Here is a 14,936-nt window from a genome sequence, read left to right on the forward strand (position 1 = left end):
TGATAGCAACGCAAATGCCCCATCAGCGAAAAGTGGCCGCACGACTTAATCCTGATACTCAACCACTAAACGACGCGGCGCAAGACGCCCATCAGCGGCAATTTCTGCCATGCCGATAAACTTACGCGCTTCGCCTTCTGATACCCTGACCAGTCCCTGTGCAGGCGCATTACTCGCCTGTACTGGCTGTCCCAGGCGGAACAAATCTGCCACGGCAGTCGGGATATTCACTTCAGGGAAATCAGAGGCCGGGCTGTCCATTGGCAGCAGCAGCGGATCAAGCTGCGATTCCAGTGAGATGCCAGCGTCAGTGGCTTCCGCCAGCAGGGTATTGAGCTGCTCCAGCGTCACCATCCTTTCATAGGGATAACGGGCAACCTGCACACGACGCAGCATGGTGACATGCGCACCGCATCCCAGCTTTTCACCCAGATCATCAATGATGGTGCGGATATAGGTGCCTTTGGAGCAGTGAATTTCCAGCTCCAGCTCATTATCCTGCCAGCGAATAAACTGCAGCTCATAGACCGTAATCGGACGCGGTTCACGCTCGATCACAATGCCCTGACGCGCATATTCATACAGCGGACGACCCTGATGCTTCAGCGCCGAAAACATTGAGGGCACCTGCAGCGTATCGCCGCGGAAGCTCTCCAGGGCGCTATCGAGTTCGGCCTGACTGAAGCTGACCGGACGCGTCTGCACGATGTTGCCATCGGCGTCTGACGTGTCAGTCCGCTCGCCCAGTCGGGCTATCACACGGTAGCGTTTGTCGGAATCCAGCAGATATTGAGAAAACTTGGTTGCTTCACCCAGGCAAATTGGCAACATGCCAGTGGCCAGGGGATCAAGCGCGCCGGTGTGTCCTGCGCGATTAGCGTTGAAGATACGCTTTACTTTCTGCAGGACATCATTCGACGAGACGCCTTGTGGCTTATCCAGCAACAACACGCCATGGACGTCGCGACCGCGACGACGCGGACGACTCATTACGCCTCCTCGTCATCGCCAGTGGCGTCCGGACCACGACGTTCAGCATCATTCTTCACAACGCTGGTGACGAGATTGGACATACGCATCCCTTCAACTAACGAGTTATCGTAGAAGAAGGTCAGCTCAGGCACGATGCGCAGACGCATCGCTTTACCCAGCAGAATGCGAATATAACCTGACGCTTCTTTCAGCGCTTTCAGGCCATGTTTAATGGCATCTTCATCTTTGTCGTTAAGGAAAGTGACGAACACTTTTGCGTAGGCAAGATCGCGTGACACTTCAACGCCAGACACCGTGACCATCATGCCAAGACGTGGATCTTTAATCTCACGCTGCAGGATCATCGCAATCTCTTTTTGCAGCTCTTGTGAAACGCGCTGCGGGCGACCAAATTCTTTCGCCATCATTATTTCTCCCAAATAATTCGGGAGGCCAGAGGCCTCCCAAATTGCAACACATCAGCAGTCTATTACTCGATGGTGCGTTTAATTTCGATGATTTCAAACACTTCGATCATATCGCCAACGCGAACGTCGTTGTAGTTCTTCACGCCGATACCGCACTCCATGCCGTTACGCACTTCGTTGACGTCATCTTTAAAGCGACGCAGAGATTCCAGCTCGCCTTCGTAAATCACCACGTTGTCACGCAGGACACGGATTGGATTGTGACGTTTGATGTTACCTTCCGTCACCATACAACCGGCAATGGCGCCAAACTTCGGTGATTTGAATACGTCGCGGACCGCAGCCAGACCAATGATCTGCTGTTTGTACTCTGGTGCCAGCATACCGCTCATCGCCGCTTTAACTTCGTCAATCAGGTTATAGATGACAGAGTAGTAGCGCAGATCCAGGCTTTCTGCGTCAATGACGCGACGCGCAGAGGCATCGGCACGAACGTTGAAGCCAAGCAGAATGGCGTTAGAAGCAGCCGCCAGGGTCGCATCGGTTTCGGTAATCCCGCCGACGCCTGAACCCACAATCTTCACCTTCACTTCATCGGTGGAGAGTTTCTGCAGAGAATCAGAGATGGCTTCGACAGAACCCTGAACGTCAGCTTTCAGAACGATGTTCAGTTCAGATACTTCGCCTTCGGTCATGTTAGCAAACATGTTCTCGAGCTTAGATTTCTGCTGGCGAGCCAGTTTAACTTCGCGGAATTTGCCCTGACGATAGAGTGCAACTTCGCGTGCTTTCTTCTCGTCACGTACCACAGTCGCTTCATCACCCGCAGCCGGTACACCGGACAGGCCCAGAATCTCAACCGGGATAGACGGACCCGCTTCCATGACTTCGCGACCCAGCTCGTCACGCATTGCACGAACACGGCCATATTCGAAACCACAAAGAACGATGTCGCCTTTGTTCAGCGTACCTTCACGTACCAGCACGGTGGCAACCGGACCACGACCTTTGTCGAGGAACGATTCAATCACCACGCCGCTCGCCATACCTTCACGGATAGCGGTCAGTTCCAGAACTTCCGCCTGCAGCAGGATAGCGTTTAACAGATCATCAATGCCGGTACCCGCTTTCGCAGAGACATTCACGAACATGTTTTCGCCGCCCCACTCTTCCGGAATGATACCGTACTGGGTCAGTTCGTTTTTAACACGATCCGGATCCGCTTCTGGCTTATCGCACTTGTTCACGGCAACCACAACCGGCACTTTCGCGGCTTTGGCGTGCTGAATAGCTTCAACAGTCTGTGGCATTACGCCATCGTCTGCTGCAACCACCAGGATAACGATGTCGGTAGCCTGCGCACCACGTGCACGCATCGCGGTAAACGCGGCGTGGCCCGGGGTATCCAGGAAGGTGACCATACCGTTGTCAGTTTCAACGTGGTAAGCACCGATGTGCTGTGTAATGCCGCCCGCTTCGCCAGAGGCGATTTTAGTGGAGCGGATATAGTCCAGCAGAGACGTTTTACCGTGGTCGACGTGGCCCATGATGGTGACAACCGGCGCACGAGACTCCTGCGCAGCATCGGTATCACGATCGTCCATTACCGCTTCTTCCAGCTCGTTTTCACGACGCAGGGTTACTTTGTGGCCCATCTCTTCGGCAACGAGCTGTGCAGTTTCCTGATCGATCACCTGGTTGATAGTCGCCATTGCGCCCATCTTCATCATCGCTTTGATGACCAGAGAACCTTTCACTGCCATTTTGTTAGCCAGTTCGGCTACGGTAATGGTTTCGCCAATCACAACATCACGGTTAACAGCCTGCGCTGGCTTGTTGAAGCCCTGCTGCAGTGCGCTAGGTTTGCGATGCTTGCCGCCTTTACCACCACGAACCTGCGCACGCGCTTCTTCACGGTCAGTTTTGGCTTCAGAGTGTTTGTTGCCTTTTTTCGCCGGACGCGCAGCTTTAGCAGTCGTCCGCGCACGCGCACGACCTGCTTCAACCTGACGGTCGTTTTCATCTTCCGCCTGACGGGCATGGGTAGAAGTGGTGACGTGATAGTCGCCTTTATCCTCTTCTTCCGGTTTTTCCCATTCAGCTGATTTCTCTTCAGCCAGACGGCGGGCTTCTTCGGCTACGAGGCGGGCAGCCTCTTCCAGCTTACGGCGCGCTTCTTCTTCAGCTTTACGCTTCAGTTCAGCAGCTTCTGCTTCGCGACGGGCTTTGTCTGATTGCGCAGCCTTTGTCACTTCGTCGGTAGGTTGATTTGTCACTTTGTCATTTTCCGCTGCTGCACGTTTGGCCTTATCAGCGGCTTCGCGCCTTGCTTTGTCTTCGGCTTCACGTTGCGCTTTCTGTTCAGCTTCGCGACGGGCTTTTTCTTCAGCCTCGCGTTGCGCCTGCTCTTCCGCTTCACGCTGCGCCTCGGCTTCAGCTTCTGCCTGAGCTTGCTCAGACTCTGCATCACCTTTCACATAGGTACGCTTTTTGCGGACTTCAATTTGCACCGACTTACTTTTACCCCCGGTGCCTGGAATATTCAAGGTGCTGCGCGTTTTACGCTGCAACGTCAGCTTAGCTGAACCGACCTGACCGTGTTCACGGTTCAGATGAGATAGTAAGGTTTCTTTCTCTTGCTGGCTCACCGCGTCATTTTCAGACTTAGGGATACCCGCATCAGCAAATTGCTGTACCAGGCGATCGACCGGAGTCTGAATTTCTGCGGCCAGCGATTTTACGGTTACATCTGTCATGCTGTTCCTTCCTGTTATTACGCGTCATCGCCGAACCAGCAGATATTACGTGCGGCCATAATCAGCGCGCCGGCTTGTTCATCAGACAGGCCTTCAATATCCGTCAGATCGTCAACACCTTGCTCAGCGAGATCTTCCAGCGTGCAAACGCCTTTCGACGCCAGGCGGAACGCCAGCGCACGATCGAGGCCTTCAAGATTCAGAAGATCCTCAGCGGGCTCCTGATTTCCAAGACTCTCTTCTTTCGCCAGTGCCAGGGTGGTTAACGCATTTTTTGCTCGTTCACGCAGGGCTTCAATGGTCTCTTCGTCGAGGCCGTCGACTTCCAGCAGCTCGTTGATTGGCACGTATGCCAGCTCTTCCAGCGAGGAGAAGCCCTCTTCCACCAGTACGGTGGCGAACTCTTCGTCGATGTCGAGATGTTTAGTGAACATATCGATCGCTGCATGTGCTTCAGCCTGATGCTTAGCCTGCAGATCATCGACGGTCATCACGTTCAGCTCCCAGCCACTCAGCTGCGAAGCGAGACGCACGTTTTGGCCGTTACGGCCGATCGCCTGAGCCAGATTGCCAGCTTCTACGGCGATATCCATGGTGTGATTATCTTCATCAACCACGATTGACGCCACATCGGCCGGAGCCATGGCGTTGATAACAAACTGTGCCGGGTTATCGTCCCACAGCACGATATCAATACGCTCGCCACCCAGTTCACTGGAAACTGCCTGAACACGCGCGCCGCGCATGCCCACACAGGCACCGACCGGATCGATACGTTTGTCGTTGGTTTTGACTGCAATTTTAGCGCGCGAACCCGGATCACGGGCGGCTGCTTTAATTTCAATCAGTTCTTCGCCAATTTCTGGCACCTCGATCCGGAACAGTTCAATCAGCATTTCGGGTTTGGAACGCGTGACGAACAGCTGCGCGCCACGCGCTTCCGGACGTACAGAGTAGAGTACGCCACGAATACGATCGCCTGGGCGGAAGTTTTCACGCGGCAGCATATCTTCGCGCAGAATGACCGCTTCGGCATTGCTGCCTAAATCGAGGGAAATGTTGTCGCGGTTAACTTTTTTCACCACACCGGTGATGATTTCGCCTTCCTGCTCACGGAACTGATCAACCACCATTGCGCGCTCAGCTTCGCGCACTTTTTGCACGATAACCTGCTTAGCAGTCTGGGTGGTGATACGGTCAAAGGTGACCGATTCAATCTGATCTTCGACATATTCGCCCAGATTGAATGCTTCATCTTCGAAGCGGGCCGCATCCAGCGTGATCTCGCGCGTCGGCTGTGTTACCTCTTCAACGATTTCCCAGCGGCGGAAAGTATCGAAATCGCCACTGCGGCGATCAATGCTGACGCGTACCTCAATTTCCTGCTCGTACTTTTTCTTGGTCGCAGTCGCCAGCGCGCTCTCCAGCGCTTCGAAGATTTTCTCACGCGGCAGGGCTTTTTCGTTAGAAACGGCTTCTACAACAGCTAAGATCTCTTTGTTCATCCTGGTTAGCCTCAATCCGGACTTTTAAAAGTGGGGGACCAGGTTCGCTTTCTGAATATTACTCAGCGCGAACACTTCATCGCTACCCTCAACGTGCACCGTGATCATCTCGCCATCAACTGACTTGATGGTTCCCTGCCATTTACGGCGGTTCTGAACGGCCATACGCAACACCAGGCTCACTTCTTCACCCATAAAGCGGGTGTAGTGTTCAGCGGTGAACAGAGGACGATCGAGTCCCGGTGAAGAGACTTCAAGGTTGTAAGGAACAGTAATAGGATCTTCAACATCCATTACCGCACTTACCTGGTGGCTGACATCGGCGCAATCATCGACATTGATGCCATCTTCACTATCAATATAGATGCGCAGGATAGATGTGCGACTACGAACGAATTCAATTCCAACCAGTTCGTAACCCAGCGCTTCTACGGGAGCCGATACCAACTCTGTCAATTTTTGCTCTAATGTGGACAAGCCCACCCCCAAGACATAAAAAAAGGGCCTATAGCCCAGTATTACGATTCGCTAATAACAAAAAACCCCGAATATTCGGGGCTTTTAATCACTGGACCCTGTATGCCGCAATGCGGCCCGGACTCCATCCAAAGAATTTTCTTTCAAAAAATAGCCGTGAATGCGTCCGTCGATGCATACAGTATATTTGAAAAAGAACTCAAAGGGAAAGTGGTTGCGGGGGCCGGATTTGAACCGACGACCTTCGGGTTATGAGCCCGACGAGCTACCAGGCTGCTCCACCCCGCGTCCGAAAACGTGGCGAATAATACGCCAGACCTGCAAAAAATGCAAGTGATACTACGATTTGGTACCGAGGACGGGACTTGAACCCGTAAGCCCAATCGGGCACTACCACCTCAAGGTAGCGTGTCTACCAATTCCACCACCACGGCACTGCACTGACCACAACGATTCGTTGTGCTGACGACCTTACTTAGGAATATCGCTGCCCGGTGTAACCGGTTGAGCTGGCTTTTCAGTCTGTTGAGAAGACTGCGCCGGCGCAGAAAGATTTTCCCACTCACTTCCTTTTGACGCTTTATTGCTGTTCAGATTACCCAGAACCAGGCTGATGATGAAGAACAATGCCGCTAAAATGCCAGTAGTACGGGTCATGAAATTACCTGAACCCGACGAACCAAACACTGTACCGGATGCGCCTGCACCGAATGAGGCTCCCATATCAGCGCCTTTGCCTTGCTGCAGCATGATCATACCCACGAGGGCGATAGCTACAATAAGGAAAACAACTAAAAGAGCTTCGTACATATTCAACCTGTTCCTTGCACGATAATCGTACAGTTAAAGCTTCACCAGTATTGATGGGGAGTCTCGTCATCACCCATCAGAAGCGGGTGTGAATACTAACCAAAGGCGCATATCTCTGCAAGTGCAATTTTTACTACCCGAACTGATTGCAGAAAAAAGCGCCATCCCGGTGATTTTACAGGCAGTTCCACACTCTGCAGACTGCCTGTTGCGGTTTTAAACGGCCTTGACCTGATCGGCGATGCGATTCGCCAGTTCGGTGACCTGCGCCTCATTTTCGCCTTCGACCATCACACGAATCAATGGCTCGGTGCCGGACTTACGCAGCAGAACACGTCCGCGACCTGCCAGCGCTTTTTCCACTTCCGCGGTCACGGTTTTGACGGCATCGCTTTGCAGCGGATCATGTTCACCTGAAAAGCGCACGTTGACCAGAACCTGCGGCAGCATTTTCATACCACTGCAGAGATCGTGCAGGCTCATGTGGTTGCGCACCATTGCAGTAAGTACTTGCAAACTTGCAACGATACCGTCGCCGGTCGTGGTTTTATCGAGCAGGATCACATGACCGGAGTTCTCAGCACCGAGACGCCAGCCCTTCTCCTGCATCTTCTCCAGCACATAACGGTCACCCACTTTGGCGCGGGTAAACGGAATGCCAAGCTGCTTCAGCGCTAACTCCAGTCCCATGTTACTCATCAGCGTACCCACTACACCGCCGCGTAACTGTCCCTGGCGCAATGCTTCACGTGCAATGATATAGAGGATCTGGTCACCATCCACTTTGTCGCCCAGATGGTCAATCATCATGATACGGTCGCCGTCGCCGTCGTAGGCCAGACCAATATCAGCTTTCTCGGCCAGCACACGCTGCTGCAGCAGTTTGAGATCGGTTGCACCGCACTCTTTATTAATGTTCATGCCATCTGGCTGGACACCAATAGCAATGACGGTCGCACCCAGTTCACGCAATACATTCGGCGCGATGTGGTAGGTGGCGCCATTGGCACAGTCGACCACAATCTTCAGGCCATTCAGATTCAGTTCGCTGGGGAATGTCCCTTTGCAAAACTCAATGTAACGCCCTGCGGCATCCACGATGCGGCTGGCACGGCCTAACTGCGCTGATTCAACACAGGTAATCGGCTTTTCCATCTCCAGCTCAATCGCTTCTTCAACGTCATCAGGCAATTTGGTGCCTTCGGAGGAAAAGAACTTAATCCCGTTGTCGTCAAACGGGTTGTGCGACGCCGAAATCACAATGCCCGCCTCTGCGCGGAAGGTGCGGGTCAGATAGGCGATGGCGGGCGTCGGCATCGGGCCGGTAAACGCCGCTGTCAGGCCTGCCGCAGCGAGGCCTGCTTCCAGCGCGGACTCCAGCATGTAGCCAGAGATACGGGTATCTTTACCAATAATGATCTTCTTAGAACCATGGCGCGCCAGCACTTTACCTGCGGCCCAGCCGAGCTTCAGGACAAAATCGGGGGTAATGGGGGTTTCACCGACTTTGCCGCGAATGCCGTCTGTACCGAAATATTTACGATTACTCATGATACTCCTTTTGCTCTTCGGGTCGCTTCGACCACGCGCATCGCTTCGGCCGTCTCTTTTACGTCATGCGCGCGAATAATCTGCGCGCCCTGCATGGCAGCAATCACCGCGCAGCTCAGGCTGCCGGTTAAACGCTGTGATGGGCCGACATTTAACAGCTGACCAATCATTGATTTACGCGACATCCCAACCAGCAGCGGCAGACCGAAGTGGTGAAAATCGCCCAGATGAGCCAGCAGTTCATAATTGTGGCTGAGATTTTTACCGAAACCGAAGCCCGGGTCGAGTATCAGCCGCTTTTTTTTAATTCCCGCCGCTTCACAGCGTGCAATCTGCTGAGCGAAGTAAGTGTCCACTTCGCTTAAGATGTTTTCGTAAAACGGTGCCTGCTGCATGGTGCGCGGCTCGCCCTGCATATGCATTAAACAGACGGGAAGTCCGGTAGCGGCTGCAGCATCGAGCGCGCCTGGTTCAGTGAGTGAACGAACGTCATTAATGATGTGAGCACCCACTCGCGCAGCTTCCCGGATAACCTCGGCTTTAGAGGTGTCCACTGAGATCCAGACTTCGAAACGCTGGGCGATGGCTTCGACCACCGGAATCACCCGCTCCAGCTCTTCCTCCACACTCACTTCATCAGCGCCAGGACGGGTTGATTCACCGCCCACGTCGATAATGGTGGCACCTGCATTAACCATCTCATTGGTATGCGTCAGCGCATCAACCAGCGCGTTATGTTTACCACCATCTGAAAAGGAGTCCGGCGTGACATTCAGAATGCCCATCACATGCGGGAAAGATAAATCGAGATGGGAATCACGGGCAAACAACTTCATGGTGAAAACTCCTTGCTGATCAATATCTGGATGTAAAAAACCCCGGACCAGCCGGGGTTTTGTCTGACGATGTTGCGTCTTATTTGTTGTACTGCTCTGACATGGTATTGCCTGGGTTTGGCGTACGCGGTTCATCAACCGGACGTGGCGCCTTTGGCGTACCGTTGCTGTCTGAGTTGCTGCCTGGATCTTCCCAGCCTGCTGGCGGACGCACTTCGCGGCGTGCCATCAGGTCGTCGATCTGCGGTGCATCAATGGTTTCATACTTCATCAGCGCGTCTTTCATCGCGTGAAGGATGTCCATGTTCTCACCCAGAATGCGGCGAGCACGCTGGTAGTTGCTGTCGATCAGGTGTTTGACTTCCTGGTCGATGATGCGGGCAGTTTCATCAGACATGTGTTTCGCTTTCGCGACAGAACGTCCAAGGAACACTTCACCCTCTTCTTCTGCATACAGCAACGGACCCAGTTTTTCAGAGAAGCCCCACTGCGTCACCATGTTACGTGCCAGGTTAGTCGCGACTTTGATGTCGTTAGACGCACCGGTAGAAACACGTTCTGCACCGTAGATGATCTCTTCTGCCAGACGACCGCCGTAAAGCGTTGAAATCTGGCTTTCCAGTTTCTGACGGCTGGCGCTGATCGCGTCGCCTTCAGGCAGGAAGAAGGTCACACCCAGCGCACGGCCGCGCGGGATAATCGTAACTTTATGGACCGGATCATGCTCTGGTACCAGGCGACCAATAATCGCGTGGCCGGCTTCGTGGTAAGCCGTTGACTCTTTCTGCGATTCCGTCATCACCATGGAGCGACGTTCCGCACCCATCATGATTTTATCTTTCGCTTTCTCGAACTCAACCATCGACACCACACGCTTGTTTGAACGGGCGGCGAACAGCGCTGCTTCGTTGACAAGGTTGGCCAGATCGGCACCGGAGAAGCCTGGGGTACCACGTGCAATGATCGCTGCATCAATATCGGTAGCCAGTGGCACACGACGCATATGCACTTTCAGGATCTGCTCACGACCGCGTACATCGGGCAGGCCTACAACAACCTGACGGTCAAAGCGGCCCGGACGCAGCAGCGCAGGGTCCAGTACGTCAGGACGGTTAGTCGCGGCGATAACGATAATACCTTCGTTACCTTCAAAACCATCCATCTCAACCAGCATCTGGTTCAGCGTCTGCTCACGTTCATCATGACCACCGCCTAAACCGGCGCCACGCTGACGGCCAACGGCATCGATTTCATCGATGAAGATGATGCACGGTGCCGCTTTCTTAGCCTGTTCGAACATGTCGCGCACACGGGATGCACCGACACCGACAAACATTTCCACAAAGTCAGAACCGGAGATAGTGAAGAAAGGCACCTTCGCTTCGCCAGCAATCGCTTTTGCGAGCAAGGTTTTACCGGTACCCGGTGGCCCCACCATCAGAACGCCTTTTGGAATTTTACCGCCCAGCTTCTGGAAACGGCTCGGCTCACGCAGATATTCCACCAGCTCAGCCACTTCATCTTTCGCTTCGTCACAACCTGCGACGTCAGCGAAAGTGGTTTTAATCTGGTCTTCCGTCAACATGCGGGCTTTGCTTTTGCCGAAGGACATCGCGCCCTTTCCGCCACCGCCCTGCATCTGACGCATAAAGAAGATCCACACACCGATCAGCAGCAGCATCGGGAACCACGAAATGAAGATTGAAGCCAGCAGGCTTGGTTCTTCCGGCGGTTCGCCAACCACTTTGACGTTTTTGGTCAAGAGGTTATCGAGCAACTTAGGATCATTGACAGGAATGTAGGTGGTATATTTATTGCTGTCTTTTTTGACAACGTTAATTTCACGCCCGTTAATGCGTGCCTCGCGGACCTGATCCTGGTTCACTTCCGACAGGAAGGTTGAATAATCAACCCGACGGCCATTCGACTCGCTGGGCCCAAAGCTCTGGAATACTGACATCAGCACGACCGCGATGACTAACCAGAGAATCAGGTTTTTCGCCATGTCACTCAAGGGATTAACCTCATATTACATCGGTGTTAACAGATAGCGTAGGGTACTATAGTTCCTGCATACATGGAATCGCAGCAACGCTGCGGACTTCTCCAGCAATTTGGTTATAGTTTGCGCCCAGTCGCCACAATGTACACTTCACGTGAACGAGAACGTGAAGCGTCCGGCTTACGAATTTTTACTTTCGTAAACAGGGAGCGAATTTCCCGCAGGTATTCATCGAAGCCATCTCCCTGAAACACTTTCACTACAAAACTGCCGCCAGGTGCCAGGATATCCCGACACATCTCCAGCGCCAGCTCCACTAAATACATCGACCGGGGAATATCTACGGCAGGTGTACCACTCATATTCGGCGCCATGTCGGACATGACAACCTGAACTTTCTGATCGCCAACGCGCTCAAGCAGCGCATTGATCACCGATTCTTCACGAAAATCGCCCTGAAGGAAATCGACACCGACTATTGGATCCATTGGCAGGATATCACAGGCAATGACGCGCCCTTTGTTCCCGATTTGCTGTACCACATATTGCGACCAGCCACCGGGTGCGGCACCCAGATCTACCACGGTCATACCGGGTTTGAACAGCTTGTCACCCTGTTGTATTTCATCAAGTTTAAACCAGGCGCGCGAGCGCAACCCTTTTTTATGCGCCTGGAGCACATATTTATCGCTAAAGTGTTCCTGAAGCCAGCGGCCGGAGCTGGCTGAACGCTTTTTACCCGTCATATTATTTCCAACTAAATCGTCATCGTAGCGATAAACCTGCACGCAATGGGTTGCGTCGATTTGGTGATATACCCGAGATGGCGGTAGAATGAACCGTTTTCAATCCCTGAGTAAGTAAAAAACTACGATGAATCTAAGTACCAAACAAAAACAGCACCTCAAGGGCCTCGCCCATCCACTCAAGCCCGTGGTTATGCTGGGTGGCAACGGCCTGACTGAAGGCGTGCTGGCCGAAATCGAGCAGGCTCTGGCGCATCACGAACTGATCAAGGTAAAAATCGCCTCGGAAGATCGTGAAACGAAACAGCTGATCGTTGAGGCTATCGTGCGTGAGACCGGTGCCAGCAACGTACAGGTGATCGGCAAAACGCTGGTGCTGTATCGCCCCTCTAAAGAGAGCAAAATTTCTCTGCCACGTTAAGTGGGCAAAGAAAGTGACATGCTCTTACCTCAGATAAAAGGCCGCGATGCGGCCTTTTTCTTTTCTTTACATTGTGCTTTAACGCTTTTCAAAGCGTAGCAACATCTTAAAGGTATTCCACCTTCAGGATTTCGTACTCAACGTCGCCGCCTGGGGTTTTAACAATAGCCACATCATCGGCCTCTTTTCCCACCAGGCCACGCGCCATTGGCGAATTGACCGAAATCAGATTTTGCTTAAAGTCCGCTTCGTCATCGCCCACGATACGATAAGTCGACTCTTCGTCGGTCTCGACATTCAGTACGGTTACCGTTGCGCCGAAAATTACGCGGCCAGTTTTAGGCATCTGGGTGACGTCGATCACCTGCGCATTGGAGAGTTTGGCTTCAATCTCCTGAATACGCCCTTCACAAAAACCCTGCTCTTCACGCGCAGCATGGTATTCCGCGTTTTCTTTTAAATCGCCGTGTTCGCGTGCGTCAGCGATAGAGGCGATAATGCGCGGGCGCTTCACGGTTTTCAGCTCGTTCAGCTCTTCGCGCAATCTTTCAGCGCCTCTTAACGTCATCGGAATCTGATTCATTTAAGCTCCTCGCCCTCTTTCCTGTTAACGATGTCATCCTGACCGGTGACTGCAGAAAAAAGCGTTCTGCGGCACATTAGCCCGTTTTTGCAAATAAAAGAATCCTGACCCGGAGATGCTTCCAGGCCAGAAAAGAGTTTTGCAATTTGATACGTATTTTACCCCAGAGTTCACTGCGGGTCATCGTTTACTTTGCACCGTCCGGCAACGTAGTATTGACGCCCTCACCTGCCAGTTACCGCGAGATTATGCGATTTTCACGACTTGTTACCGGATTAAGCTGTGCATTTATGCTGCAGGCACACGCAGCGCCAGTTGATGAATACATGCAATACCTGCCAGACGGTGCCAATCTGGCGCTGATGGTCCAGAAAGTGGGTGCTTCAACACCGATCATTGATTATCACGGAAAACAGATGGCCCTGCCCGCCAGTACCATGAAAGTGGTGACGGCGCTGGCGGCATTACTGGAACTGGGTGGCGATTTCCGTTTTCAGACCACTTTTGAGACTCGCGGCGCCATTATAGATGGCACCCTGAACGGCGATTTAGTCGCACGTTTCGGCGGTGATCCCACTTTAACCCGTCAGGATCTGCGCAACATGGTCGCGGCGATTAAGAAGCAGGGTATTAACCATATCAAAGGCAATCTGGTTATCGACACGTCCGTGTTTGCCAGTCACGACATGGCGCCGGGCTGGCCGTGGAACGATATGACTCAGTGCTTCAGCGCCCCGCCGGGTGCAGCGATTGTTGATAAGAACTGTTTCTCGGTGTCGCTCTACAGCGCGAATACGCCGGGTGAAAATGCCTTTGTTCGCATCGCCTCCTATTATCCGGCGCATATGTACAGCCAGGTCCGCACCATCGGCCGCAACAGCGGCGAAGGGCAATATTGTGAACTGGATGTGGTGCCGGGCGAGTTGAACCGCTACACGCTGACTGGCTGTATGCGTCAGCGTGCCGAACCGCTGCCGCTGGCCTTTGCCGTGCAGGATGGTGCGGCCTGGGCTGGCGAGATTCTCAAGGCGGAACTGCGGTCGTCAGAGATTGATTACAGCGGGCATCTGGTGCGTCAGACGCAGGTCACGGAGCCAGGCACCGTACTGGCATCGACCCAGTCCGCGCCGCTGCATACGCTGCTGCACACCATGCTGAAGAAGTCAGACAACATGATTGCCGACACGGTGTTCCGCACTATTGGTCATCACTACTTCAACGTACCAGGAACCTTCCGTGCCGGGCAGGATGCGGTTCGTCGTATCCTGAAAGCGAAAGCCAACGTCGATATGGGCAACAGCATCCAGGTCGATGGTTCCGGCCTGTCGCGCCACGACCTGATTTCGCCGCAAACCATGATGCAGGTGTTGCAGTTCATTGCGAAGAATGACAACACGCTGGATTATATTTCGATGCTGCCGCTGGCTGGCTATGATGGCACGCTGCAATATCGGGGCGGACTGCATGAAGCAGGACTGGATGGCAAAGTCTCGGCGAAAACCGGTTCACTGCAGGGCGTCTATAACCTGGCGGGCTTTATCACTACCTCAAGTGGCGCGCGGGTGGCGTTCGTTCAGTTCCTTTCCGGGTATGCGGTACCGCCGGAAGATCAACGTACCCGTCGTATTCCCCTGGTGCGTTTCGAGAGCCGACTCTACCGCGATATCAATCAGAACAACTGATTACGCAGTAATAAAAACGCAGCAGGTGATCAACCTGCTGCGTTTTTTTATGGCTGAACGCTTCAGAAGCAGATATCAGCGTCGCCCTGAAGAGCAGGCTCCAGAAAGAACAATGCCCCCTTTCATTCCTGAAAGGGGGCATCCTATATCACGCTGTAGCAGACGCG

At 53.2% G+C, this 14,936-nt stretch carries 13 protein-coding genes and 2 tRNA genes; 2 read left to right on the forward strand and 13 right to left on the reverse strand.

From position 1 onward, the window contains the following. Positions 1-45: 45 nt before the first annotated feature. From truB to rlmE, 12 genes are all read right to left on the reverse strand, one after another. Complete coding sequence (gene truB / locus KTJ90_RS17035; RefSeq protein ID WP_003851064.1) at positions 46-990, reverse strand: tRNA pseudouridine(55) synthase TruB; 945 nt, start codon at positions 988-990, stop codon at positions 46-48. Then, complete coding sequence (rbfA, locus tag KTJ90_RS17040; RefSeq protein ID WP_033731320.1) at positions 990-1,397, reverse strand: 30S ribosome-binding factor RbfA; 408 nt, start codon at positions 1,395-1,397, stop codon at positions 990-992. The genes truB and rbfA overlap by 1 nt, the downstream gene beginning before the upstream one ends. Positions 1,398-1,462: 65 nt before the next feature. Next, positions 1,463-4,156 carry a translation initiation factor IF-2 gene (gene infB / locus KTJ90_RS17045; RefSeq protein WP_003851068.1) on the reverse strand — a complete coding sequence of 898 codons (2,694 nt, stop codon included), beginning with the start codon at positions 4,154-4,156 and terminating at the stop codon, positions 1,463-1,465. Between the two features lie 17 nt (positions 4,157-4,173). Beyond that, positions 4,174-5,661 (reverse strand): transcription termination factor NusA, encoded by a 1,488-nt coding sequence (gene nusA / locus KTJ90_RS17050; protein ID WP_003851070.1) that lies wholly within the window; start codon positions 5,659-5,661, stop codon positions 4,174-4,176. A 24-nt stretch (positions 5,662-5,685) separates the two neighbouring features. Further along, positions 5,686-6,138 (reverse strand): ribosome maturation factor RimP, encoded by a 453-nt coding sequence (rimP, locus tag KTJ90_RS17055; RefSeq protein WP_010251795.1) that lies wholly within the window; start codon positions 6,136-6,138, stop codon positions 5,686-5,688. Positions 6,139-6,349: 211 nt separating this feature from the next. Continuing rightward, positions 6,350-6,426: transfer RNA gene (locus tag KTJ90_RS17060), tRNA-Met, on the reverse strand. 59 nt (positions 6,427-6,485) lie between these two features. Beyond that, a tRNA-Leu gene (locus KTJ90_RS17065) sits at positions 6,486-6,572 on the reverse strand. 37 nt (positions 6,573-6,609) lie between these two features. Further along, positions 6,610-6,948, reverse strand: coding sequence for a preprotein translocase subunit SecG (secG, locus tag KTJ90_RS17070; RefSeq protein WP_003851074.1), 339 nt, complete (start codon positions 6,946-6,948; stop codon positions 6,610-6,612). A 216-nt stretch (positions 6,949-7,164) separates the two neighbouring features. Further along, positions 7,165-8,499, reverse strand: a complete 1,335-nt coding sequence (glmM, locus tag KTJ90_RS17075; protein WP_003851080.1) for a phosphoglucosamine mutase — start codon at positions 8,497-8,499, stop codon at positions 7,165-7,167. After that, complete coding sequence (gene folP / locus KTJ90_RS17080; protein ID WP_438477244.1) at positions 8,496-9,335, reverse strand: dihydropteroate synthase; 840 nt, start codon at positions 9,333-9,335, stop codon at positions 8,496-8,498. Before folP ends, glmM begins: the two co-directional genes overlap by 4 nt. Positions 9,336-9,414: 79 nt before the next feature. Beyond that, the gene (gene ftsH, locus KTJ90_RS17085) at positions 9,415-11,340 is read right to left on the reverse strand and encodes an ATP-dependent zinc metalloprotease FtsH (RefSeq protein WP_033743100.1); all 1,926 of its coding nucleotides are present in this window, start codon (positions 11,338-11,340) and stop codon (positions 9,415-9,417) included. 113 nt (positions 11,341-11,453) lie between these two features. Beyond that, entirely contained in the window at positions 11,454-12,083 is a 630-nt protein-coding gene (rlmE, locus tag KTJ90_RS17090; protein WP_008925419.1) for a 23S rRNA (uridine(2552)-2'-O)-methyltransferase RlmE, read from the reverse strand. Between the two features lie 127 nt (positions 12,084-12,210). On the opposite strand from rlmE, the gene yhbY reads away from it, so the two are divergent. Further along, positions 12,211-12,504 (forward strand): ribosome assembly RNA-binding protein YhbY, encoded by a 294-nt coding sequence (gene yhbY, locus KTJ90_RS17095; protein ID WP_008925418.1) that lies wholly within the window; start codon positions 12,211-12,213, stop codon positions 12,502-12,504. Positions 12,505-12,610: 106 nt separating this feature from the next. Here the strand turns inward: yhbY and greA are convergent, their stop codons facing one another. Beyond that, entirely contained in the window at positions 12,611-13,087 is a 477-nt protein-coding gene (gene greA / locus KTJ90_RS17100) for a transcription elongation factor GreA (protein ID WP_003851087.1), read from the reverse strand. A gap of 248 nt (positions 13,088-13,335) precedes the next feature. Between greA and dacB the strand changes: the two genes are divergently transcribed. Further along, on the forward strand, positions 13,336-14,769 hold the full coding sequence (gene dacB / locus KTJ90_RS17105) for a serine-type D-Ala-D-Ala carboxypeptidase (protein WP_033743117.1): 1,434 nt from the start codon (positions 13,336-13,338) through the stop codon (positions 14,767-14,769). Positions 14,770-14,936: the final 167 nt, after the last annotated feature.

The organism is Pantoea jilinensis, from assembly GCF_019104105.1.
Classification (GTDB): Bacteria; Pseudomonadota; Gammaproteobacteria; order Enterobacterales; family Enterobacteriaceae; genus Pantoea; species Pantoea eucalypti.